Raw genomic sequence first — 22,973 nt, 5'->3', positions numbered from 1 at the left:
ACATTGAGGACAGCCATTCTATGTCAATAAAAAATTATGCGCTTCGTCACCACTATTTTCTGCCTGCTGTGGGCGCTGGCCGCCGCCGCCAGCCCGCCGCATCCCCTGCCGCGCCTGCGCGCTGACCTGTCCCAGACCACGGTCTCGGGCGTGTCCTCGGGCGCCTACATGGCTGGGCAGTTCGCGGTCGCCTACTCGGGTCTGGTGCGCGGGGTCGGCCTGGTCGCTGGCGGGCCCTACTATTGCGCCGGGGCCGCCGGCCAGCCGCCCTATGTGCCCTATCTGGTCAACGCCCTGACCCTGTGCATGAATCCCGAGCAGGCCGGGCTCGATCCGCCCGATCCCCAGCTGCTGCTGGAAAAGACCATGGGCTTCTTCCAGCAGGGCTGGATCGACGATCCGGCCAATCTGGCGCGCCAGCGCGTGTATGTGTTTTCCGGCACCCAGGACCAGACCATCACCAGCGCCGTCGGCGCCAGCGCGCGCGATTTCTATCTGCTGGCCGGGGCTGCCAACGTGGTGTTCAACAACGAGGTCGGGGCCGGCCATGGCATGGTCACCGACGATCCGCACGACCAGCCCTGCGCCGCCACGGCCCCGCCCTATCTCAACAACTGCGCGCTGCCGCTGGCGCGCCTGCTGCTGGCCCAGCTGCTCGGTACGCTGGAAGCGCCGTCCACCCAGCCCGAGGGACGGCTGCTGCGCTTCAGCCAGCGCCTGTACGCGGCGCCCGACATCGCCCTGGCCGACAGCGGCTATGTCTACGTGCCCACGGCCTGCCAGAGCGGCGGCTGCCGCGTGCATGTGGCCTTTCATGCCTGCCTGCAAAGCGCGGACCAGATCGGCGAGCGCTATGTCCAGGGCGCCGGCTACAACCGCGTGGCCGACCGCAACCGCCTGATCGTGCTCTACCCGCAGGCCACGCCAAGCGCGCGCTATCCCTACAACCCGCAGGGCTGCTGGGACTTCTGGGGTTACGCCAGCCCGAACCCCTTCGCCCCGCGCTTTTTCGCGCGCGACGGGCCGCAACTGCTGGCCGTGCGCGCCATGCTGGCGCGTCTGGCACAGTCGCCCTGAGGATTAGTTGCGCGCAAACAAATATCTGCACGGCGGTGCGCCCCCGGGCGTGGAAATTCGCTAGAATCTGCCAACCTTGTCAAAAGGCAATAGCCCATGGCCCAGCTACCGACCAGCGTCAACCGCCACTTCCTGAGCAAGGCGCTCGCGCTGAGCGCCGCCTGCGAGGTCGTGGCCACGCAGGACGTGCTTGCGGCCGATGGCGAGCGCCTGCTGCGCACGGGCGGGCGCCTCGGCCACAGCCTGGCCGCCATCCTGCTCGAGGGGCCGCTGCAGGCGCCGCTCGAAACCTGCCTGGCCGCGCGCGGTGGCGTCGACGCGGCCCGCATCGTCGACCTGGGGCGCGGCCTGATCGAACGCTGCGTGCCGCTGGCGCGCATCCTGCGCAGTGTCGGCGGCGCCGGCCCGGCCCCGCTCGGCCTGCTGGCCGCCATCGAATTCTCGCCCGCCACCGGTCTGCTGCTGTCCTGCATGGACGCGCGCCAGCTCGAACACAGCGTGCTGGTCAGCCTGATGTCGCTCGGCCTGGCCAAGAAGCTGCGCCTGACCGAGGACGAGCAGCAGCAGGCGGCCGTGGCCGGCCTGCTGCACGACGTCGGCGAACTGTATCTGGACCCCATGCTGCATGCCAAGGACCAGCGTCTGACGCCGCAGGAATGGGCCCAGCTGATCAGCCATCCGCGCATCGGCCAGCTGCTCGTCAACGAGCTCGAGTCCTATCCGCTGGCGGTCGGGCGCGCCATCAGCGAACACCACGAGCGCTTCGACGGCACCGGCTATCCGCGCCAGGCGGCCGGGCATGCCTTGTCGCCGATCGGCCAGGCCGTGGGCGTGGCCGAGATGATCGCCGGCGTACTCAACAAGGACTACCCGCTCGAACGCGCCGAACTGGCGCTGAAAATCGTGCCGGGCGAGCACCCGGCCGATCTGGTCTCGGCCATTTCGGGCGCGCTGCGCGCCCAGGGCGCCACGGCCCCGCGCGTGGCCGCCGACGAAGCGGGCGACGTCGAGCGCCTGTACTGGCGCATCCGCGGCGCGCTCGACCTCGGCGAAAACCTGCTCGACGCCTCGGTGGCGCGCTCGCCGCGCAGTGCCGAGCTGCTGGGCAATGCGCTGGGCCGCATCGAAAAAATCCAGCGCGCCTTCATCAGCACCGGCCTCGACATCTACCTGCGCAAGAACGTCAATCTCTCGCTCGGCCTCGACGGCGGGCTGATGTTCGAAAAGGTGGTGGCCACGCGCGAAATCTGCTGGCGCCTGCGCGACATCGCGCGCGACCTGGCCCTGCATGCGAGCTCGCCGCACGACCGCACCCTGTTTGCGCCGCTGATCAATCTGCTCGACGACGACCAGGCCGAAGTCGCCCCCATCATCGACGCCGTCCCCGCGCCCCAGGCCCTGGCCCCGCGCGACTGGGGCAGCCAGCCGGCCGTCTGAGGCTCAGGCCAGGCGCAGCGGCAGCTCCGTGCAGCGCTGGCCGCAGGCGGCGGCCACGGCATTCATCACGGCCGGGGCCAGCGGCGGCACGCAGATCTCCCCAAGCCCGCTCGGGGCCAGGGTACTGGGCATGAACACCACGTCCACCGCCGGCATGTCGGTGATGCGCGCCACCTGGTAGTCGTGAAAATTCGAGACCGTCACGCCCGCGGCGTCGACCCCGACCTGCCCATACAGCACCGCCCCGAGCGCGAACGCGATCGCCCCTTCGACCTGGGCGCGCGCGCTGTCCGGATTGACGACGAGGCCGCAGTCGACGGCCACGCACACGCGCTCGACGCGCAGGCGGCGCGCGCCATCGACGTGCACCTGGGCCACCATGCCGACATAGCTGAGGCTCTGAAAATGCGCGGCCACCCCGCGCCCCTGCCCGGCCGCCAGCGGCCTGCCCCAGCCGGCCAGTTCGCCGGCCTTGCGCAGCACGGCCGCCAGGCGCCCGGTGTCGTACCACTGCTCGTAGGGCAGGCTGGTGCGGAAGAACTGGATCTTGCGCGCCGGCTCCAGCAGAGCCAGGCGCCAGGCCAGCGGATCGCGCCCGCTGGCCACGGCCAGCTCGTCGAGCGCGCAATTGGGCGCGATCGCATGGAACACGTCCTGCACGCCGCGCACCCAGGAGCGGCGCAGCGGCGTCTCCACATGGCTGCCCTCGGCGCGCTGGTGCGGCACCGCATACGGCACCCGCGTCGGTCCGCCGCCGACCTCATACACTTCGAGCGCCGCCACCGGCTTGCCGTTCGAGATCGCCGAACCGCCCGACTGCACGCTGTGCTGGCGCCAGAACAGCAGGCCGCCATCGGCATCCAGACCGAGTTCGATCTCGGTCAGCGCCGGCGATTTGTAGAAGCCGTGGCGCAGATCGTCCTCGCGCGTCCACAGCAGCTTGACCGGCGCGCCGATGCGCCGGCTCAGGCGCACGCTTTCGAGCACGAAGTCGTGCAGGGACTTGCGGCCAAAGCCGCCGCCGATCATCGTCACATGCACGCTCACGCGGCTCAGCGGCCAGCCCAGTTCGGCGGCGATGCGTTCGCGCGCTTCGCCCGGATTCTGGGTCGGCGCCCACACCGTGCAGTGGTCGTGCGTGACGGTGGCCGTGCACACCGGCGGCTCCATCGTCGCGTGCGTGATGTAGGGCGTGAAGTAGCGCCGCTTGAGCGTGCGCGTGGCCTGCGCGCGCGCCGCATCGACATCGCCGCGGCTGGTGTAGACGGTGCCGCCGCGGTCGGCCGCCGCTTCCATCGCCGCGCGCAATTGGGCGCTGTCCATCGCCAGGCTGTCGCCGGCCGCCCACTCGGCGCGCACCGCCTTGCGCCCCTGCAGACAGGACCAGGTGTCGCGCCCGATCACGGCCACCGCGTCGAGGGTCGCGGCTTCGGCCGCAAACTGGCCGGGCAGCGCAAACACATCGAGCACGCCCGGCTGGCGGCGCGCCGCCGCCGCGTCGAAGCGGGCCAGGCGCATGCCCGGCAGGGGCGCGCGCACCAGCATCGCGTAGCGCATGCCGGGCAGACGCTGATCGATGCCGTACCGTCCCTGCCCGCGCGTGATGGCGTCCAGATCGATGCCGGCGGTCGGCCGGCCAATCAGGCGAAAGTCCTGCGCCGCTTTCAGCACCGGCTCGGCCGGCACGGCTTCGCGCGCGGCGTCGGCCACCAGGGCGCCATAGGCCAGGCTGCGGCCATCGGGGGCCAGCACCTGGCCCGCCTCGGTGCGCAGACTGTCCGGCGCCAGGCCCCAGCGGCGGCTGGCCGCCAGCACCAGCATGGCGCGCGCCGCCGCCGCGGCTTTGCGCAGCGGCAGCCAGGTCTGGCGGAAGCTGTCGTCGCCGACCGTGTCCTGATCGCCGTAGCGCGCATCGCCGTCGGCGCGCAGCACCTGCACCTGCGCGAGGCGCAGATCGAGTTCCTCGCACATCACCATCGCCAGCGCGGTGCGGATGCCCTGCCCCATCTCGCTGCGCGGCACCACCAGCGTCACGCCTTGCGGGGTAATGCGCACAAAGACATTCGGCGCCAGCGCCGGCGCGGACGCGGCGAACAAGGCGCTCGGCACGCACAGGGCGGCCGCCAGCGCGGCCCCGCCCTGCAGCAGCGCGCGCCGGCGCGGATTGTGCGGCGCGGGCTTCATGCGCCCTCCTTGTGCAGGCGCGCGGCCAGCGCCACGGCCTGCTCGACGCGCGCATAGGTCCCGCAGCGGCAGATGTGGCCGGCCATGGCTGCGCGCACGCTCGCGCTGTCGGTGGCGCCGCCTTGGGCCAGATGGGCCGCGGCCGTCATCATCTGGCCGGCCTGGCAGTAGCCGCATTGCGGCACATTCAGCGCGCGCCAGGCACGCTGCACCGGATGCTTGCCATCGGCCGACAGGCCCTCGATGGTGGTGATGCGCGCCTGGCCCACGCGCGCGACCGGTGTCTGGCAGGCGCGCACCGGCTGGCCGTCGAGGTGCACGGTGCAGGCGCCGCACAGGCCGGCGCCGCAGCCGAATTTGGTGCCGCTCAGTTGCAGGTGGTCGCGCAGCGCCCACAGCAGGGGCATGGCGGGGTCGGCGTCGAGCTCGCGCCAGTGGCCGTTGATGTGCAGGCGCATGCTCACTCCTTGGCCGTGGTGAGGGCGTTCTGGATGCGCCACTGGCCGTCGATCAGCAGCAGCTGCAGGGCTTCGTGGCGCCCGCCCTGCTCGAACACGACGCTGGCCATGCCGTCCGTGACATCGAGCACGCGGATGCTGGGCTGGCGCAGGGCCGGCGCCAGCGAGCGGCCATAGCCGCGCCCCGTCTGGTCGAGCAACAGCAGGCCGCTGACGCTGCGCACGCTGTCGGGTTTCTGGGCCTGGCGCACGGCCACCTGCTGCTGGAACTGGGGCGTGAGCGTGGTCTGCATCTGCGCGGCATTGCCTTCGGCCCAGGCCTGGGCATAGCGCGCGACCACGCTACGGATGGCTTCTTCGCTGGCCGCGTCGGGCGCGGCGGCAAGCAGGAACAACAGGGAGAGCATGGGCATGGCGGTCCTCGGGAAGGGCAATGGCGCCATGCTCGGCCGCGGCGATTAAGGCCATGTTAAGCCAGAAAAGGAAATGGCGGCCGCAGCCGCCATCGTCCCGTTCCCACAGGAACTCAGTGAGGAAATGAATTCCTCAAATCCGCATCGTAATGCGGCGCACTGGAACAACACCTTGTTGATCTTGTGTCGGTGCGCTGGCCTCCCCCCGAAACTGACTACAACCACTATAGCCGCTCAGTTTGAGGTTTCAAGGAGTTTAGTGTTATCCGTATCATCAAAAAGAAAAGGCAGCCGCAGCTGCCTTTGTCTTGGATACTGCTTCGCTCAGCGCTTGGAGCGCAGGCGACGGATCGCGGCCAGCTGGGCCACGGCGGCGGCCAGTTCAGCCTGGGCCTGGGCGTAGTCGATCGAAGCTTCGCGGTTATGCAGGGCTTCTTCGGCGGCCTTCTTCGCTTCCTGGGCCTTGGCTTCGTCGAGGTCATGGCCGCGGATGGCGGTATCCGCCAGCACGGTCACGACGTTCGGCTGCACCTCGAGGATGCCACCGGCGACGAAGACGAATTCCTCTTCGGCCTTGCCCGGCACCTTGATGCGCACGGCGCCCGGCTTGATGCGCGTGATCAGCGGCGTGTGCTTGGGATAGATCCCGAGCTCGCCACCTTCACCCGGCAACGCGACGAATTCGGCTTCCCCGGCGAAGATCTGCTCTTCGGCCGAGACCACGTCCACGTGAATAGTGTTTGCCATAGTTGTCCTATCTGCTCAGGCGCCCCCGCTTGCGCAGGAGCGCCGCACGGCATTAAGCGGCCAGTTTCTTGGCCTTCTCGATCGCCTCTTCGATGGTACCGACCATGTAGAAGGCCTGTTCCGGCAGGTGATCCAGTTCGCCCGACGCGATCATCTTGAAGCCTTTGATCGTGTCTTTCAGCGAGACGTATTTGCCGGGCGAGCCGGTGAACACTTCGGCGACGTGGAAGGGCTGCGACAGGAAACGCTGCATCTTACGGGCGCGGGCCACCACCAGTTTGTCTTCCGGTGCCAGTTCGTCCATGCCCAGAATCGCGATGATGTCACGCAGTTCCTTGTAGCGCTGCAGGGTGCCCTGCACGGCGCGCGCGGTGTCGTAGTGCTCCTGGCCCACGACCAGCGGGTCCAGCTGACGCGAGGTCGAGTCGAGCGGGTCCACGGCCGGGTAGATACCCAGGGCGGCGATGTCACGCGACAGCACGACGGTCGAGTCCAGGTGACCGAAGGTGGTCGCCGGCGACGGGTCGGTCAGGTCGTCCGCAGGGACGTACACGGCCTGGATCGAGGTGATCGAGCCGGTCTTGGTCGAGGTGATACGCTCTTGCAGACGGCCCATTTCTTCGGCCAGCGTCGGCTGGTAACCCACGGCCGAGGGCATACGGCCCAGCAGTGCCGACACTTCGGTACCGGCCAGGGTGAAGCGGTAGATGTTGTCCACGAAGAACAGCACGTCACGGCCTTCGTCACGGAAGGATTCCGCGATGGTCAGACCGGTCAGGGCCACGCGCAGACGGTTACCCGGCGGTTCGTTCATCTGGCCGTACACCATGGCCACTTTCGAGTTGGCCGGGTTTTCCAGATCGACCACCTTGGCATCGGCCATTTCGTGGTAGAAGTCGTTACCTTCACGGGTACGCTCACCGACGCCGGCGAACACGGACAGACCCGAGTGCGCCTTGGCGATGTTGTTGATCAGTTCCATCATGTTCACGGTCTTGCCCACACCGGCGCCGCCGAACAGACCGACCTTACCGCCCTTGGCGAACGGGCACACCAGGTCAATCACCTTGATGCCGGTTTCCAGCAGGTCCTGCGACGGCGACAGCTCGTCGTAGGCCGGGGCCTGACGGTGGATCGATGCGGTGTGCTCGAGCGAGATCGGGCCGCATTCGTCGATCGGGTTACCGAGCACGTCCATGATACGGCCGAGGGTAGCTTTACCCACGGGCACCATGATCGGCTTGCCGGTGTTCTGGATAGCCATGCCGCGGCGCAGACCGTCGGACGAGCCCAGCGCAATGGTACGGACAATGCCGTCGCCCAGCTGCTGCTGCACTTCGAGGGTCAGTTCCGAGCCAGCCATTTTCAGGGCGTCGAAAACCTTGGGCATCGCGTCGCGCGGAAACTCCACGTCCACCACGGCGCCGATACACTGAACGATTTTGCCTTCAGCCATGTTCGTTCCTTCAATATTGTTAAATTCGTTTGCGATTAGACCGCTGCCGCACCGGCAACAATCTCGGACAGTTCCTTGGTGATCGCGGCCTGGCGGGTCTTGTTGTAGACCAGTTTCAGTTCGCCGATCACATTCCCTGCGTTGTCGGACGCGGCCTTCATGGCCACCATGCGTGCCGATTGCTCGGACGCCAGGTTTTCCGCCACGGCCTGATAAATCAGGGCCTCGACATAGCGCACCAGCAGTTCATCGATCACGACCTGGGCTTCGGGTTCGTAGATGTAATCCCACGAATGCGCGCCCTTATCGGCCGTCATCTTCTCTTTCGGCAGGGGCAGCAGCTGTTCAGCGACCGGTTCCTGCTTCATGGTGTTGATGAACTTGGTGTAGCACAGGTACACGGCGTCCAGCTTGCCTTCCTGGTAGGCGTCCAGCATGACCTTGACCGGGCCAATCAGCTTATCCAGGTGGGGCGTGTCGCCGAGCTGCGTTGCATGGGCCACCAGTTTGGCGCCCACGCGATTCAGGAAACTGTAACCCTTGTTGCCAATTGCGACCGCTTCAACCTTGTTGCCAGCCGTTTCCAGCTCGCGCATTTTCGACGTCACCTGGCGCAGCACATTGGTGTTCATGCCGCCGCACAGACCCTTGTCGGTCGTGACGACGATGAAACCCACTGCCTTGGCCTGCTTGGCGTCCTTGGCTTTCGCCATGAACGGGTGCGTGTACTCAGGGTTGGCGTTCGCCAGGTTCGCAGCGATATTCCGAATCTTGTCACTGTAGGGACGGGCGGCGCGCATGCGATCCTGCGCCTTGCGCATTTTCGATGCGGCGACCATTTCCATCGCCTTGGTGATCTTCTTCGTATTCTCTACGCTCTTGATCTTGCCACGTATCTCTTTGCCTGCTGCCATGAGTCCTTACTCCTTGTTCTGAGATCCGGCGCCCCCCGCAGGGAGCGCCATCACGCATTGATTAGAATGCGCCGGATTTCTTGAACTCAGCGATGGCGGCGGCCAGCGTTGCTTCGCCGTCCTTGTCCATCTGCTTGGTCTCTTCGACTTTGGCGAGGAAGTCCGCGTGCTTGGTCTTCATGAAGCTGTGCAGACCGGCTTCAAAGGACAGGACTTTCTTGACGTCGATGTCGTCGAAATAGCCTTTGTTGACGGCGAACAGGGACACGGCCATCAGCGAGATCGGCAGCGGCGAGTATTGCGGCTGCTTCAGCAGTTCGGTCACGCGGGCGCCGCGGTCGAGCTGCTTACGGGTCGATTCGTCCAGGTCCGAGGCGAACTGCGCGAACGCAGCCAGTTCACGGTACTGGGCGAGGTCGGTACGGATACCGCCCGACAGGCCCTTGATGACCTTGGTCTGAGCGGCGCCACCGACGCGCGACACCGAGATACCGGCGTTAATCGCGGGACGGATACCCGAGTTGAACAGCGAGGTCTCGAGGAAGATCTGGCCGTCGGTAATCGAGATCACGTTGGTCGGCACGAAGGCGGACACGTCACCGGCCTGGGTTTCAATGATCGGCAGGGCGGTCAGCGAACCAGTCTTGCCCTTCACTTCGCCGTTGGTGAACTTCTCGACGTAGTCGGGGTTCACGCGGGCGGCACGCTCCAGCAGACGCGAGTGCAGATAGAACACGTCGCCCGGGTAAGCTTCGCGGCCCGGCGGACGGCGCAGCAGCAGCGAGATCTGACGGTAGGCCACGGCTTGCTTGGACAGGTCGTCATACACGATCAGGGCGTCTTCGCCGCGGTCGCGGAAGTATTCGCCCATCGCGCAGCCCGAGTAGGCCGAGATGTACTGCATGGCGGCCGATTCGGAAGCGGAAGCCGCGACCACGATCGTGTATTCCATCGCGCCGTGCTGCTCGAGCGAGCGCACGATGTTCTTGATGGTCGAGGCCTTCTGACCGATAGCCACGTACACGCAGGTCATGTTCTGACCTTTTTGATTGATGATGGCGTCGACAGCCACGGCCGATTTACCGGTCTGGCGGTCGCCAATGATCAGCTCGCGCTGGCCACGGCCGATCGGCACCATCGAGTCAATGGCCTTGAGGCCGGTCTGCATCGGCTGCGACACCGACTGACGCGCGATCACGCCCGGGGCGATCTTTTCGATCGGGGCGGTCAGCTTGCAGTCGACCGGGCCTTTGCCATCGATCGGCTGGCCGAGGGCGTTGACCACGCGGCCACGCAGTTCCGGACCGATCGGCACTTCCAGGATGCGGCCCGTGCATTTCACGGTGTCGCCTTCCGAGATGTGCTCGTAGTTACCCAGAATCACGGCGCCGACGGAGTCGCGCTCGAGGTTCATGGCGAGGCCGAAAGTGTTGCCCGGGAATTCCAGCATTTCACCTTGCATCACGTCGGACAGACCGTGGATACGGCAGATACCATCGGCAACGGAAATCACCGTGCCCTGGTTCTTGACTTCAGCGCCACCTTCAAGGCCCTGGATGCGGCTCTTGATCAGTTCGCTAATTTCCGAGGGATTGAGTTGCATAATTAATCCTTTGTTATTTCACTCAGCTTGCGCGAGGGGATAAGGGTTCGCCTGCGCGACGCTTACGCGGTCAGCGCAACACGCATTTGCTGCAGTTTGGCACGTACCGAAGTGTCGAGGATCTGGTCGCCCACCACCACGCGCACACCGCCGATCAGGGACGGATCAACCGACACCTGCGGATGCAGCTTGCGCGCGAATTTCTTTTCGAGGGTAGCGACGAGGGCGGCTTGTTGTTCGGCCGTCATCTCGAATGCGCTGACGATGCTGACATCGGCGGCGCCTTCGTGGTTGTTTTTCAGCACCTGGAACTGGGCGCCAATCTCCGGCAACAGGGTCACGCGATCATTCTCGATCAGCATGGCCAGGAAGTTCTTCACTTCAGCGTTGACGGGGGATTTGACCAGCGCGAGGATGGCCGCTGCCACATCGGCACCGGACACGTTCGGGTTGCGTGCAAAAGCTTGCACCTCGGGGTGCGCACCGATCTGTGCCAGTTCGGACACGAGATCGGACCACACCGCGAGGTTTTCCTTACCGGCTTGGGCTACGCGGAACAGAGCTTCCGCGTAGGGACGGGCGACGGTTGCGAGTTCTGCCATGATCAGAGCTCGGTGGCGAGTTGATTCAGCAGATCAGCGTGGGCAGCAGCGTTGACTTCGCGCTTGAGAATCTGCTCGGCGCCTTTGACCGCCAGACCAGCGACCTGGGCACGCAGTTCTTCGCGCGCTTTGGTGACTTGCTGTTCGGCGTCGGCTTTGGCCTGGGCCACGATGCGGGCGGCTTCAGCTTGGGCGTTGGCTTTGATCTCTTCAGCGACCAGTTGGGCGCGCTTTTCAGCGTCCGCAATGCGCTTCTGACCTTCGTCGCGGGCGCCTGCCAGTTCTGCCTCGATACGCTTTTCAGCGGCAGCCATGGAAGCTTTGCCCTGCTCCGCCGCGGCCAGGCCGTCGGCGATCCGCTTGGCGCGTTCTTCCAGCGCGGTGTTCAGCGCAGGGAACACAAACTTCATCGAGAACCAGATCAGGACGCCGAAGGTGATCATCTGCCCCACGAGGGACGTATTGATGTCCATACCTTGCTCCTAAGAATTAAGGGTTTGTTCGGGCGATGAAATTACTTGCCAGCGGCGGCCATCACGGCAGCCAGGAACGGGTTGTTGAAGGTGTACAGCAGAGCGACACCGACGCCGATCATCGAGATGGCGTCCAGCAGACCAGCGATCACGAACAGTTTGGTTTGCAGCTGGGGCATCAGTTCCGGCTGACGTGCCGAAGCTTCCAGGAATTTGCCGCCCAGCAGACCGAAGCCGATAGCGGTACCGATGGCGCCCAGACCGATGATGATTGCGGCGGCCAGAACGGTCATAGCTTGCACGTTAGCGATGATAGCTTGCATTTAGTTTCTCCTAATTAAAAAGACTAAGATTTAAAAAAACAGGTTTTACAGCAACTGGTGGTTATCAGTGTTTCTCAACCGCGAGGCTCAGATACACAATCGTCAGCACCATGAACACAAAAGCTTGCAACGTCACCACCAGAATGTGGAAGATTGCCCAGGGACCACCCAGCGGCCACTGTGCCCACCAGGGCAGCAGCGCGATCAGGATGAAAATCAGTTCGCCGGCGTACATGTTGCCGAACAGTCGCAGGGCCAGGGAAATCGGCTTGGCCACCAGCTCAATCATCTGGAAGATGAAGTTGATCGGTGCCAGCACGATGGCCATGGCGCCATGCGCGTGGAAAGGTGCAGTGAACAGTTCTTTGATCCAGCCGCCCAGGCCCTTGGCCGAGATCGAGAAGCCGATGATCATCAGCAGCACGGTCAGCGACATGCCGAAGGTGTGGTTGACGTCGGCGGTCGGAACGACGCGCAGGTAGTGGATGCCCACCATGCCGGCCAGTTTCGGCAGCAGGTCGACCGGCAGGAAGTCCATGGCGTTGAGCAGCCAGGTCCAGACGAAAATGGTCAGGGCCAGGGGGCCGATGACTTTCGATTCAGCGTGGAAGGCCGACTTGATGATGTCGTTGATCATCTCGAGGATCATTTCCACGAAGTTCTGCATCTTGCCCGGCACGCCCGGCGTCGCCTTGCGGGCGGCGCTGGCGAAAATGGCCAGGAAGACGAAACCGAGAATCAGGCCGATCCAGAAGGTATCGAGGTTGAAGCCGTTCGGGCTCAGGTGGGTGAGGTGGTGTTTGATGTACTCGGTCGCATTAGCCGGTGCCGAAGCGTGATGCTCGGCGGCGGCGGCGACTGCACTCGCGGCGTGTTCGGGGCTCATATTAACAATTGCTCAGATTTGTGATTAAACCGTTAGTAATGACAGCCAATTAGCGACAAAGGCTGTCACCGCAAAACCTGCAATCAGCCACAACCAGCTGGCCGATGAAAACAGCACCAGTGCCAAAATAAACAGCAGTACCGTTACAAAAATCTTCAGCATCTCCGCGCGTACATGCCCGCGCAGGGCAGTTCCCGCATCGGGCGGCATCCGCACGATCATCAGCGCATACAGCAGACTGCCTGCCACAGACACCATCCCGCCGTAGGCCGCAGACCAGCCGCTCGGGCGGTCAACAAAGGCGACAACGAGACTGGCAAAAACGGATGCGATGAGAAACTGCAGCGCGACTACCCGGAACACCGGCCAGGCAAATTCTTGTTTTTGTTGACTCATTTGCCGGGTCCTACACGTAATCTATGCACGTAGAGCCTTGAGATTATATGCGGTTAACCTGAGAGAGGTCAAACCTTGTGCACTGCAACAGGGCCCGTGTTTTCACGGTTTTTGATCTGTTGCCCTTCAAAAGTGCAGGGTTTTGTGGCGGATTTGGCAGGGCGGCACGGACCCCGCGGTCCGCGCCGCCTTGTATTTACGCTGCGCGCAGGCGGGCCAGCACGCCGTCGAGGATGTCGAGGTCGGCGAAATCGATGATCAGCTGACCGCGGCCCTTGGCGCCCATCTTGAAACTGACCGGGGTGGCCAGGGTGTCGGACAGTTCTTCTTCCAGGCGCACGATGTCGCCCGGCTTGTCCTTGGCGCGCGCGGCCGGCTTGTCGGCCGCCGCTTCCTGCGAGCGGGCCACCAGCTTTTCCGTCTCGCGTACCGACAGGCGCTTGGCGATCACTTCATTGGCCAATTGAATCTGCGTCGCAGCATCGACGGCCAGCAGCGCGCGCGCGTGGCCCATATCAATATCGCCGGCCATCAGCATGGTCTGCACCGGGGCCGCCAAGTTAATAAGACGCAACAGGTTCGACACGGCCGAGCGCGAACGGCCGACCGCGTTGGCGGCCTGCTCGTGGGTGAAATGGAATTCGTGGATCAGGCGCTGGATACCCTGGGCCTCTTCGAGCGGGTTGAGGTCCTCGCGCTGCATGTTTTCGATCAGGGCCATGGCGGCGGCCTGCTGATCGTCGACTTCGCGCACCAGCACCGGGATCTCGCTCAGGCCGGCCAGCTGGGCGGCGCGGAAACGGCGCTCGCCGGCGATGATTTCGTATTTGGCCTCGCCGATCGGGCGCACCAGCACCGGCTGCATGATGCCCTGGGTCTTGATCGAGGCGGCCAGTTCCTGCAGCGCGCCTTCGTCCATGCGCGTACGCGGCTGATATTTACCGGCCTGCATTTTCTCGACCGGCAGGGTCGAGGGCTGCTGGGTGTTGCTGTCGCTGGTCACATCGGTACCGCCGGCGCCCAGCAGGGCTTCCAGACCACGGCCGAGGCCTTTCATTTTCGCTTTTGCCATTTTTCTCTCTGATTACATGGATTTGATACGTTCAACCATTTCCGCACCGAAGGCGATGTAGGCCTGGGCCCCTTTCGACGAGGGATCGAAGGCCACGCCCGGCATGCCGTAAGACGGCGCTTCGGCCAGGCGCACATTGCGCGGGATGATGGTCTTGAAAACTTTGTCGCCGAAGTGCTGCTCGAGCTGGGCCGACACCTGCTGGCTCAGCGTCATGCGCGGATCGAACATCACGCGCAGCAGACCGATGATCTTCAGGTCGTGGTTGAGATTGGCGTGCACCTTCTTGATCGTGTTGACCAGATCGGACAGGCCTTCGAGCGCGTAGTACTCGCACTGCATCGGAATGATCACGCCGTGCGCGGCGCACAGACCGTTCAGGGTCAGCATCGACAGCGCGGGCGGACAGTCGATCAGCACGAAGTCGTAGTCGGCGTCGACTTTTTCGAGCGCCTGCTTGAGACGGCGCTCGCGATTGTCCAGCTCCACCATCTCGACTTCGGCGCCGGCCAGTTCGCGATTGGCGGGCAGGATGTCGAAGCCGCCGGTCTCGCTTTTCTGGCGCGCTTCCGCCACGCCTGCCGTCCCCAGCAGCACTTCATAGGTCGAGGCTTGCAGCCCCGCCTTGTTGACGCCCGCGCCCATGGTGGCATTGCCCTGCGGGTCCAGATCCACCAGCAGCACACGCTGGCCGATCTTGGCCAGGCCGGCCGACAGATTCACGCTGGTGGTGGTCTTGCCGACCCCGCCCTTCTGGTTCGCGACACAAAAGATTTTAGCCATATTCTCGTTATTTGTTTAAACTGTTTATATCGTTTATACCGTTTACATCATTTAAACCGTTTATACCGTTTATCTGATTTAAATCGTTTATCCGATATAAACCGTTTATATTGTTTATACGGATCGCTCGATGAACACCAAATGACGCTCTACATCCAGCCCTGGCACCCTTAAAGGCTGTAAACCCTTGATTTTCCAGTCGCTCGGCACCCTCTCCTGCTCGTCTTTGGGGGCCGTTCCTTTCAAGGCGATGTAGCGCCCCCCGCTGGCCAACAGGTGCTGCGACCAATTGACGAAATCGCTGAGGTCCGCGAAGGCCCGCGAAGTAATCACGTCAAATTTGTCGCTCGGCTGGTACTGCTCCACCCTGCCCGTCACCACGCTCACATTGGCCAATTTGAGCTGGGCTTTCACCTGGGTCAAAAAGGCCGTTTTTTTGTGTACGGTGTCGATCAGGGTCACTTTCATGTCGGGCCGGCAGATCGCCAGCACGATGCCCGGCAGGCCGCCGCCGGCGCCCACGTCGAGCACATTGTGGGCATCCTGAAAGGCCGGCACGGCGGCCAGCGAATCGAGGATATGCAGGCGGATCATGTCGAGCGGCGCGCGCACGGCGGTCAGGTTGTAGACCGCGTTCCATTTGTGCAGGAGCGCCAGGTAGTCGAGCAATTGCTCGCGCTGGGACGGGCTGAGCGTGATGTTCAGCTCAGCCAGGCCGTCGACCAGAATCTGGCCGAGAATCACACGGTCGAATCCTTTCATCCGGCCGCCGCTTCCATCGGCAGATTGGCGAAGCCGCCATAGCCTTTCTTTTTCAGATGCACGAGCAGCAGCGAGATCGCCGCCGGCGTCACACCCGAGATGCGCGAGGCCTGGCCCAGGGTTTCGGGACGCTGTTTGTCGAGCTTCTGGCGCACCTCGATCGACAAGGCCGTGATCTCCTGATAGTTGAGATTGGGCGGTAATTTCATGTTCTCGTAGTAGTCGTGGCGCTCGACTTCGCGCGCCTGACGCTCGATGTAACCGGCATACTTGAGCGTGATTTCGACCTGCTCTTTCACGGCCGGATCATCGACGCCTGGCCCCGCGAGCGCCTGGCCCTCCTTGCCCTGCATGCTCATCAGGGTGTCGTACTGCACGCCCGGGCGGCGCAGCAGGTCGGCCAGGTTGTACTCGCGTTCGATGGCCTGGCCGAGGATACGCTCGGACTCGGCTGCCTCAAGGATGCGCGGGTTGACCCAGGTGGCTTTCAGCCGTTCGAGTTCGGCGGCGATGGCGTCGCGCTTGCGCGAGAACGCGTCCCACTGGGCGTCGCCGATGCAGCCGAGTTGACGGCCGATCTCGGTCAGGCGCATGTCGGCATTGTCTTCGCGCAGGCTCAGGCGGTACTCAGCACGGCTGGTGAACATGCGGTAAGGCTCCATCACGCCCTGAGTCACGAGGTCATCCACAAGCACGCCGAGATAGGCGTCGGCACGACCCGGCACCCAGGCATCCTTGCCCTGGGTTTGCAGCGCGGCATTCAGGCCAGCCAGCAGACCCTGGGCAGCGGCCTCTTCGTAACCCGTCGTGCCATTGATCTGACCAGCGAAGAACAGGCCCTGGATAGCGCGCGTTTCGAGCGAAGCCTTGAGGCCGCGCGGGTCGAAATAATCGTATTCGATGGCGTAGCCAGGGCGCAGGATGTGGGCGTTTTCCAAGCCGCGCATCGAGCGGACCAGGGCGATCTGCACGTCGAAAGGCAGGCTGGTGGAGATGCCGTTCGGGTAGAACTCATTGGTCGTCAGCCCCTCGGGCTCGAGGAAAATCTGGTGCGAATCCTTGCTGGCGAAGCGGTGGATTTTGTCTTCGATCGAAGGGCAATAGCGCGGACCCACACCTTCGATCACGCCCGTGTACATCGGGCTGCGGTCAAGGCCGGCGCGGATGATGTCGTGGGTTTGCTGATTGGTGTGCGTGACCCAGCACGGCACCTGGCGCGGGTGCATGCCCGCATTGCCCATGACGGAGAATACAGGCACCGGATCAAGGTCGCCCGGCTGCTCACTCATCACCGTGAAGTCGATCGAGCGGCCGTCGATGCGCGGCGGCGTTCCCGTCTTCAGGCGCCCTTGCGGCAGCTTGAGTTCTTTCAGGCGGGCCGAGAGCGACACCGCGGGCGGATCCCCTGCCCGCCCGGCCGCATAGTTTTGCAGGCCGACATGGATCTTACCGTCGAGGAAGGTGCCTGCCGTCAGCACGACGGCGCGGGCACGGAACTGGATACCGAGCTGGGTGACGGCGCCGACGACGCGATCGCCCTCGACCATCAGATCGTCGACAGCCTGCTGGAACAGCCACAGGTTCGCCTGGTTTTCCAGGCGCGAACGGATCGCAGCCTTGTAGAGCACGCGGTCGGCCTGGGCGCGGGTGGCACGGACGGCCGGGCCTTTGGACGAGTTCAGGATACGGAACTGGATGCCGGCCTCGTCGGTTGCGATGGCCATGGCGCCGCCCAGGGCGTCCACTTCCTTGACCAGGTGGCCCTTGCCGATGCCGCCGATCGAGGGGTTGCAGGACATCGCCCCGAGGGTTTCGATGTTGTGGGTAAGCAGCAGCGTCTTCTGTCCCATGCGGGCCGAGACCAGTGCGGCCTCGGTGCCGGCATGGCCGCCGCCGACGACGATGACGTCGAATTCAGTTGGAAAAAGCATGATTGGATGGCTTGAAGCGAGGGGGTAAGTCCAGATTATAGATTTTTTTCGCGCTGGGGTCGCGAAATTGTTTCACGTGGAACAGCGTGGAGACCCGGACGGGGACTGTTCCACGTGAAACAATGGCCTCAGAGATGAGGCTTGAGGAAGGCGTCGTAACTGGTTTTGAGCACCAGCAGGCTGACCACGAGCAGGAAAACTTTGCGCACAAAGCCGCTGCCATGGCGCAAAGCCAGGCGGGTGCCGACCAGCGAACCGGCCACCTGACAAGCCGCCATCAGCAAACCGAGCTGCCAGATCAGATGACCGGACACGCCAAACCACATCAGGGCCGACAGATTGCAGGCAACGTTCACGATCTTGGCCGCGGCCGATGCGCCAAGGAAATCAAAGCCAAAGAAACGCACGAACAGGAAAACCAGGAAGCTGCCCGTACCCGGTCCGAAGAAGCCATCGTAAAAACCGATGGCCGCGCCCATGCCCACGGCCAGCCAGCGTTCCCTGCTGCCGGAATGCAAAGGCGCATGGATGCTGCCGAGGTCTTTCTTGCGGAAGGTGTAGATGGCGACGGCGATCAGCACCAGTGGCAACAGGCCGCGCACAAAGTCGGCCGGAATCCGGGTCACGGTGAAGGCGCCGCAGAAGGCCATGACGAAGGCGGCTACCGCGGCCGGCGCCGCCGCCGACCAGGCGACCTTGACGCGCTGCGCATAGTTGTAGGCCGCGGCCGAGGTACCGAAGATACCCGCCAGCTTGCTGGTGCCGAACAGGGTTGCCGGCGCGGTCGTCGGCAGCATCGAGAACATCACGGGGATCTGGATCAGCCCGCCCCCACCCACCACCGCATCGACCAGTCCGGCGCAAAAGGCCGCGCTGCCGAGCACTGCAAAGTCCAGCATCAATACTTTCCTCAAGTCAGCTAAGCTGACCATTGTACGGAAGAAAGCTGCGCATGGTGTAAGCTAGACATTCCCAGCGACGAGTGAACAACATGGACTCCTTTTTCTTCAGCACGGTCCCGCATCTGGTCTGCGCCGTCGGCGCGGCCAGCCGTCTTGGCGACCACATCCGCGCACACTTTCCCCACGCCCAGCATGTGATGCTGGTGACCGACCCCGGCTTCCTTGCGACCGGCCTGATCGATGGCCCCAAGCAAGGTCTGGCCGACGCCGGCCTGCGCGCCAGTCTGTTTGCCGACGTCGTGGCCGACCCGCCCGAACAGGTGGTCCACGATGCCGTAGCGTTTGCGCGCGAACATGAAGTCGACGTGGTGGTCGGCATCGGCGGCGGCAGTCCGATGGACGTGGCCAAGCTGGTCGCCGTGCTCGCGCGCAGCCACCAGCCGCTGCAAGAAATGTACGGCATCGGTAAAGTGAGCGGGACGCGCATGCCCCTGGTCCTGGTGCCGACCACGGCCGGCACCGGATCGGAGGTGACCAACATCGCCATCGTGACGACGGGCGCGACCAGCAAGATGGGCGTGGTCGCCACCCAGCTGTATGCCGACCTGGCCATCCTGGACGCCGGCCTGACCTACGGCCTGCCGCCTGCGGTCACGGCCGCGACGGGGATCGATGCAATGGTGCACGCCATCGAGGCCTACACCACGCGCCACAAGAAGAACCTGCTGTCCGACATGCTGGCCTGCAAAGCGCTGAGCCTGCTGTACCCGAATCTGCTGCTCGCCTGTGAACATGGCGACGACGCCGGCGCACGCCAGGCCATGCTGCTCGGCGCCATGCTGGCGGGCCAGGCCTTTGCGAATGCACCGTGCGCCGCCGTGCACGCGCTCGCCTATCCGATCGGCGGCATCTTCCATGTGCCGCATGGCCTGTCGAACTCGCTCGTGCTGCCGCATGTGTTGCGCTTCAATCTGCCGGCCGCGGTGACGCAGTATGCCGAACTGGCCAGTCTGCTGATCCCGGGCCTGGCCGGGTCCGAGGAGGCGCGTGCCGACGCCTTGATCCAGGCAATGGCGCAACTGCCGGTCGCCTGCGGGATTCCGACACGCCTGCAGCAGGTCGGTGTCGAGGATAGCGACCTCGACCAGCTGGCGGACGAGGCGATGAAGCAAACCCGTCTGCTCGGCAATAATCCGCGTGAACTTGGCTGGCAGGACGCCCGCGCCATCTATGCGGCTGCGCTCTGATCCGAGCGCAGCCGATGTTGTCAATTATGCTATTTCAGGTGTTCATCGGCGCGTGAACATGTGCCTCGGCGGGCGGGTGTGCAAAAACGCACCAGAACGGCCTCAGCGCTGATTAGACTGGAAGATGGCCCTTGGGTGTATCCAAGGGCCAAAAAGCGCTTAGGCGGCCGCTCAGCGCCTTCCTAAGGCATTCAGAAACAGCCTAGCCCTTGGCAGCCTGGGCCGGGGCTTTGCGGCGCAAGCGTTCAGCGTAGGCCGCGATCTCGCCGACCACACCGCGCCGGAACAGCAACACGCAGATGACGAAGATCAGACCAGTGACCATGCTGACCGATTCACCAATGCTGTTGAACCACTCCACCCCGGTCTGACTGGCCAGCCAGTTGCCGACGTCGCCTAGTTTGTTTTCGAGCATGACGATGATGAAGGCGCCGATCACCGGCCCCACCAGCGTCCCCATGCCACCCACCAGGGTCATCAGGATAACGAGGCCGGAGGTGCTCCAATGCACATCGGTCAGCGTCTCCAGTCCCAGCACAATGGTTTTGGTGGCGCCGGCCAGGCCCGCCAGCGCGGCCGACAGCACAAAGGCCATCAGCTTGTAGCGCTCGGTGTCATAGCCGAGTGAGGTGGCGCGCGCCTCGTTTTCCTTGATGGCCTTGAGCACCTGGCCAAACGGCGAATGCACAATGCGCTGCACGAGTGCAAACCCGCCCACCGCAATGGCCAGCACCACGTAGTAGAGGTGATAGTCATTGGTCAGCGCAAGACTGCCCAGCAGCTGGCCGCGCGGCACACTCTGCAAGCCGTCCTCCCCGCCCGTGAACGGCGCGCGCAGGGCGGCAAAGTAGACCATCTGGGCCAGGGCCAGCGTAATCATCGAAAAATAGATGCCCTGGCGCCGGATCGCCAATCCGCCGATCAGCGCGCCGAGACCCGCACTGGCAGCCACCGCCGCCAGCACCGCCAGTTCCAGCGGCCAGCCGGCATCGCGCAGCAGATAGCCGGCCACATAGCCGGCACTGCCGAAAAAGGCCGCATGCCCGAACGACAGCAGGCCGGTAAAGCCAATCAGCAAATTGAAGGCGCAGGCGAACAGGGCAAAGCACAGCAGCTTCATCAGAAACACCGGGTAGCCGAATGACGGTGCCGCCAGGGCGATCAGCAGGGCCAGCGCGTAAGCGATGCGCTTGTTCATCACTTCTCCTTGCCAAACAGGCCAGCCGGACGCAGCAGCAGCACGATGACCATCACCACAAACACCACCACTTCCGAGCCTTCCGGGTAGTAGACGCGGGTGAAGCCCTCGACCACGCCCAGGCCCAGGCCGGACACAATGGCGCCCAGAATCGACCCCATGCCGCCGATCACCACCACGGCGAAGACGACGATGATCAGGTGCGAGCCCATCAGCGGCGACACCTGGATCATCGGCGCCGCCAGCACCCCGGCCAGGCCGGCCAGGGCCACCCCGAAGCCGTAGGTGAGCGTGACCATCAGCGGCACATTGATGCCGAAAGCCTCGACCAGTTTCGGGTTCTCGGTCCCGGCGCGCAGGTAGGCGCCGAGCTTGGTCTTTTCGATCACGAACCAGGTGCCGAAGCAGACCACGAGCGACACCAGCACCACCCACAGCCGGTAATACGGCAGGATCATGAAACCGAGATTGGCCGCGCCGGTCAGCAGCTCGGGCGTTTCATACGGCTGGCCCGACACCCCGTAGAAGGAGCGGAACACGCCCTCGAGCATCAGGGTGATGCCAAAGGTCAGCAGCAAGCCGTACAGGTGGTCGAGCTTGTAGAGCCAGCGCAGCATGGTCTTCTCGATCACGATGCCAAAGGCCCCGACGATCAGCGGCGCCGCCGCCAGCATCACCCAATAGCTGGCGCCGAAATAGGTGAGCCCCATCCAGGCCACGAAGGCCCCCATCATGTAGAGGGCGCCGTGGGCGAAATTGATGACATTGAGCAGGCCGAAAATCACGGCCAGACCCAGCGACAGCATCGCATAGAAGGAGCCGTTGACGAGGCCCAGCATCAGCTGGCTCATCAGCACCGGCAGCGGCTTACCGAAAATCTCCATGGGCCGGACTTACTTCCAGAGCGAGCACTTGGATTCGGCCTTGGTGGTAAAGGCCTTGTCCCCCGGGATCACCTGCACGACCTTGAAGTAGTCCCACGGATACTTCGACTCGGACGGCTGCTTCACTTCCATCAGATACATGTCGTGCACCATGCGCCCGTCGGGCCGCACAACGCCGTTCTTGGTGAACATGTCGGTGATCTTGGTCTTCTTCAGATAGGCCATGATCTTGTCGCTGTCGTCCGTGCCCGTGGCCTTGACGGCCTTCAGGTAGGTCAGCGCGGCCGAGTAGTCGCCGGCCTGCACCATCGACGGTTCCTTCTTCATCTTGTCGAAGTAGCGCTTGGACCAGGCGCGCGTCTCATCGTTCAGATCCCAGTACCAACCATCGGTCAGATACATGCCCTTGGTGGCGTTCAGGCCGAGCGAGTGGATGTCCGTGATCGACACCAGCAGGCCGGCCATCTTCATCTGCTTGGTGATGCCGAATTCATTGGCGGCCTTGATCGAATTGATCAGGTCGCCACCGGCATTGGCCAGACCCAGGACCTGAGCCTTGGAGCCCTGGGCCTGCAGCAGGAAGGACGAGAAGTCGGAGGCCGACAGCGGGTGGCGCGAGCTGCCCATCACCTGCCCGCCCGCGGCCTTGACCACATTCGCCGCTTCCTTTTCGAGCGAGGTGCCGAAGGCGTAGTCGGCCGTCAGAAAATACCAGGACTTGCCGCCGCGCTGGACGATGGCCCCGCCCGTGCCCTTGGCCAGGGCCACGGTGTCATAGGCGTAGTGCACGGTATAGGCCGTGCAGTCCTCATTGGTCAGCTGGGCCGAACCGGCGCCGACCGAGAAGAAGACTTTCTTCTTCTCCGCGGCGACCTTGGCCATCGTCAGGTTGGCGGTCGAATTGGTACCGCCGATCAGCATGTCGACGCCCTGCTGGTCGAACCATTCGCGCGCCTTGGCGCCGGCGATATCGGCCTTGTTCTGGTGGTCGGCGAAGATGAACTCGATCTTCTTGCCATTGATGGCCCCGCCCATATCGGCGATGGCCAGCTTGACGGCTTCGATCCCGCCCTTGCCGTCGAGGTCGGAATACACGCCGGCCATATCGGTCAGCATGCCGATCTTGATGGTGTCGCCCGACACCTGGGCGAAGGCGGGCATCGTGCACAGGCTGAGTGCTGCAATAGCAAGGGCTTTGCGTTTCATCTTTTTGTCTCCGTTATGG

At 64.0% G+C, this 22,973-nt stretch carries 23 protein-coding genes; 3 read left to right on the top strand and 20 right to left on the bottom strand.

What is annotated here, in order from left to right; all coding sequences use genetic code 11:
- The first annotated feature begins 36 nt into the window (after window positions 1-36).
- Window positions 37-1,077: a poly(3-hydroxybutyrate) depolymerase gene (locus LZ005_RS12980; protein ID WP_237808494.1), complete on the top strand. Its 1,041-nt coding sequence runs from the start codon at window positions 37-39 to the stop codon at window positions 1,075-1,077.
- A gap of 96 nt (window positions 1,078-1,173) precedes the next feature.
- Window positions 1,174-2,514, top strand: a complete 1,341-nt coding sequence (locus LZ005_RS12975) for an HD-GYP domain-containing protein (RefSeq protein WP_237808493.1) — start codon at window positions 1,174-1,176, stop codon at window positions 2,512-2,514.
- Between the two features lie 3 nt (window positions 2,515-2,517).
- Here LZ005_RS12975 and LZ005_RS12970 read toward each other — a convergent pair whose 3' ends face one another.
- The 17 genes from LZ005_RS12970 to LZ005_RS12890 form a co-directional block, all read right to left on the bottom strand.
- Window positions 2,518-4,698 (bottom strand): xanthine dehydrogenase family protein molybdopterin-binding subunit, encoded by a 2,181-nt coding sequence (locus LZ005_RS12970; protein ID WP_237808492.1) that lies wholly within the window; start codon window positions 4,696-4,698, stop codon window positions 2,518-2,520.
- A complete protein-coding gene (locus tag LZ005_RS12965) occupies window positions 4,695-5,156 on the bottom strand; it encodes a (2Fe-2S)-binding protein (RefSeq protein ID WP_237808491.1) in 462 nt (153 codons plus the stop codon). The genes LZ005_RS12970 and LZ005_RS12965 overlap by 4 nt, the downstream gene beginning before the upstream one ends.
- Before the next feature lie 2 nt (window positions 5,157-5,158).
- Window positions 5,159-5,569 carry a nuclear transport factor 2 family protein gene (locus LZ005_RS12960; protein ID WP_237808490.1) on the bottom strand — a complete coding sequence of 137 codons (411 nt, stop codon included), beginning with the start codon at window positions 5,567-5,569 and terminating at the stop codon, window positions 5,159-5,161.
- 324 nt (window positions 5,570-5,893) lie between these two features.
- Window positions 5,894-6,316 carry a F0F1 ATP synthase subunit epsilon gene (locus tag LZ005_RS12955; RefSeq protein WP_237808489.1) on the bottom strand — a complete coding sequence of 141 codons (423 nt, stop codon included), beginning with the start codon at window positions 6,314-6,316 and terminating at the stop codon, window positions 5,894-5,896.
- 52 nt (window positions 6,317-6,368) lie between these two features.
- On the bottom strand, window positions 6,369-7,772 hold the full coding sequence (atpD, locus tag LZ005_RS12950) for a F0F1 ATP synthase subunit beta (protein WP_237808488.1): 1,404 nt from the start codon (window positions 7,770-7,772) through the stop codon (window positions 6,369-6,371).
- 35 nt (window positions 7,773-7,807) lie between these two features.
- Window positions 7,808-8,686 carry a F0F1 ATP synthase subunit gamma gene (atpG, locus tag LZ005_RS12945; RefSeq protein WP_237808487.1) on the bottom strand — a complete coding sequence of 293 codons (879 nt, stop codon included), beginning with the start codon at window positions 8,684-8,686 and terminating at the stop codon, window positions 7,808-7,810.
- Between the two features lie 61 nt (window positions 8,687-8,747).
- On the bottom strand, window positions 8,748-10,289 hold the full coding sequence (gene atpA, locus LZ005_RS12940) for a F0F1 ATP synthase subunit alpha (RefSeq protein WP_237808486.1): 1,542 nt from the start codon (window positions 10,287-10,289) through the stop codon (window positions 8,748-8,750).
- 62 nt (window positions 10,290-10,351) lie between these two features.
- Complete coding sequence (locus LZ005_RS12935; protein WP_237808485.1) at window positions 10,352-10,891, bottom strand: F0F1 ATP synthase subunit delta; 540 nt, start codon at window positions 10,889-10,891, stop codon at window positions 10,352-10,354.
- A 2-nt stretch (window positions 10,892-10,893) separates the two neighbouring features.
- Window positions 10,894-11,364: a F0F1 ATP synthase subunit B gene (locus tag LZ005_RS12930; protein WP_237808484.1), complete on the bottom strand. Its 471-nt coding sequence runs from the start codon at window positions 11,362-11,364 to the stop codon at window positions 10,894-10,896.
- 41 nt (window positions 11,365-11,405) lie between these two features.
- Window positions 11,406-11,675: a F0F1 ATP synthase subunit C gene (gene atpE / locus LZ005_RS12925; RefSeq protein WP_373889331.1), complete on the bottom strand. Its 270-nt coding sequence runs from the start codon at window positions 11,673-11,675 to the stop codon at window positions 11,406-11,408.
- Window positions 11,676-11,751: 76 nt separating this feature from the next.
- Window positions 11,752-12,573 carry a F0F1 ATP synthase subunit A gene (atpB, locus tag LZ005_RS12920; RefSeq protein ID WP_237808482.1) on the bottom strand — a complete coding sequence of 274 codons (822 nt, stop codon included), beginning with the start codon at window positions 12,571-12,573 and terminating at the stop codon, window positions 11,752-11,754.
- A gap of 24 nt (window positions 12,574-12,597) precedes the next feature.
- Window positions 12,598-12,969, bottom strand: a complete 372-nt coding sequence (locus LZ005_RS12915) for an ATP synthase subunit I (protein WP_237808481.1) — start codon at window positions 12,967-12,969, stop codon at window positions 12,598-12,600.
- 196 nt (window positions 12,970-13,165) lie between these two features.
- Entirely contained in the window at window positions 13,166-14,041 is an 876-nt protein-coding gene (locus LZ005_RS12910) for a ParB/RepB/Spo0J family partition protein (RefSeq protein WP_237808480.1), read from the bottom strand.
- 12 nt (window positions 14,042-14,053) lie between these two features.
- Window positions 14,054-14,824 (bottom strand): ParA family protein, encoded by a 771-nt coding sequence (locus LZ005_RS12905; RefSeq protein ID WP_237808479.1) that lies wholly within the window; start codon window positions 14,822-14,824, stop codon window positions 14,054-14,056.
- 114 nt (window positions 14,825-14,938) lie between these two features.
- On the bottom strand, window positions 14,939-15,586 hold the full coding sequence (gene rsmG, locus LZ005_RS12900; protein WP_237808478.1) for a 16S rRNA (guanine(527)-N(7))-methyltransferase RsmG: 648 nt from the start codon (window positions 15,584-15,586) through the stop codon (window positions 14,939-14,941).
- A complete protein-coding gene (mnmG, locus tag LZ005_RS12895; protein WP_237808477.1) occupies window positions 15,583-17,517 on the bottom strand; it encodes a tRNA uridine-5-carboxymethylaminomethyl(34) synthesis enzyme MnmG in 1,935 nt (644 codons plus the stop codon). Before mnmG ends, rsmG begins: the two co-directional genes overlap by 4 nt.
- 128 nt (window positions 17,518-17,645) lie before the next feature.
- A complete protein-coding gene (locus LZ005_RS12890) occupies window positions 17,646-18,416 on the bottom strand; it encodes a TSUP family transporter (protein WP_237808476.1) in 771 nt (256 codons plus the stop codon).
- Between the two features lie 92 nt (window positions 18,417-18,508).
- On the opposite strand from LZ005_RS12890, the gene LZ005_RS12885 reads away from it, so the two are divergent.
- Window positions 18,509-19,666, top strand: coding sequence for an iron-containing alcohol dehydrogenase (locus tag LZ005_RS12885; protein ID WP_237808475.1), 1,158 nt, complete (start codon window positions 18,509-18,511; stop codon window positions 19,664-19,666).
- 202 nt (window positions 19,667-19,868) lie between these two features.
- Here LZ005_RS12885 and LZ005_RS12880 read toward each other — a convergent pair whose 3' ends face one another.
- Genes LZ005_RS12880 through LZ005_RS12870 form a run of 3 tightly spaced genes read right to left on the bottom strand, consistent with a single transcriptional unit; the run spans window position 19,869 to window position 22,954 of the window.
- Window positions 19,869-20,864 (bottom strand): branched-chain amino acid ABC transporter permease, encoded by a 996-nt coding sequence (locus LZ005_RS12880; protein ID WP_237808474.1) that lies wholly within the window; start codon window positions 20,862-20,864, stop codon window positions 19,869-19,871.
- Window positions 20,864-21,748 (bottom strand): branched-chain amino acid ABC transporter permease, encoded by an 885-nt coding sequence (locus LZ005_RS12875; protein WP_237808473.1) that lies wholly within the window; start codon window positions 21,746-21,748, stop codon window positions 20,864-20,866. Before LZ005_RS12875 ends, LZ005_RS12880 begins: the two co-directional genes overlap by 1 nt.
- Before the next feature lie 9 nt (window positions 21,749-21,757).
- The gene (locus tag LZ005_RS12870) at window positions 21,758-22,954 is read right to left on the bottom strand and encodes an ABC transporter substrate-binding protein (RefSeq protein ID WP_237808472.1); all 1,197 of its coding nucleotides are present in this window, start codon (window positions 22,952-22,954) and stop codon (window positions 21,758-21,760) included.
- Between the last annotated feature and the right edge of the window lie 19 nt (window positions 22,955-22,973).

Source organism: Massilia sp. TS11 (assembly GCF_022012445.1).
In the GTDB taxonomy this organism is placed as follows: Bacteria; Pseudomonadota; Gammaproteobacteria; order Burkholderiales; family Burkholderiaceae_D; genus Telluria.
Note: the sequence above shows the minus strand (reverse complement) of the source record. Positions and strands in the feature narration are given on the sequence as shown.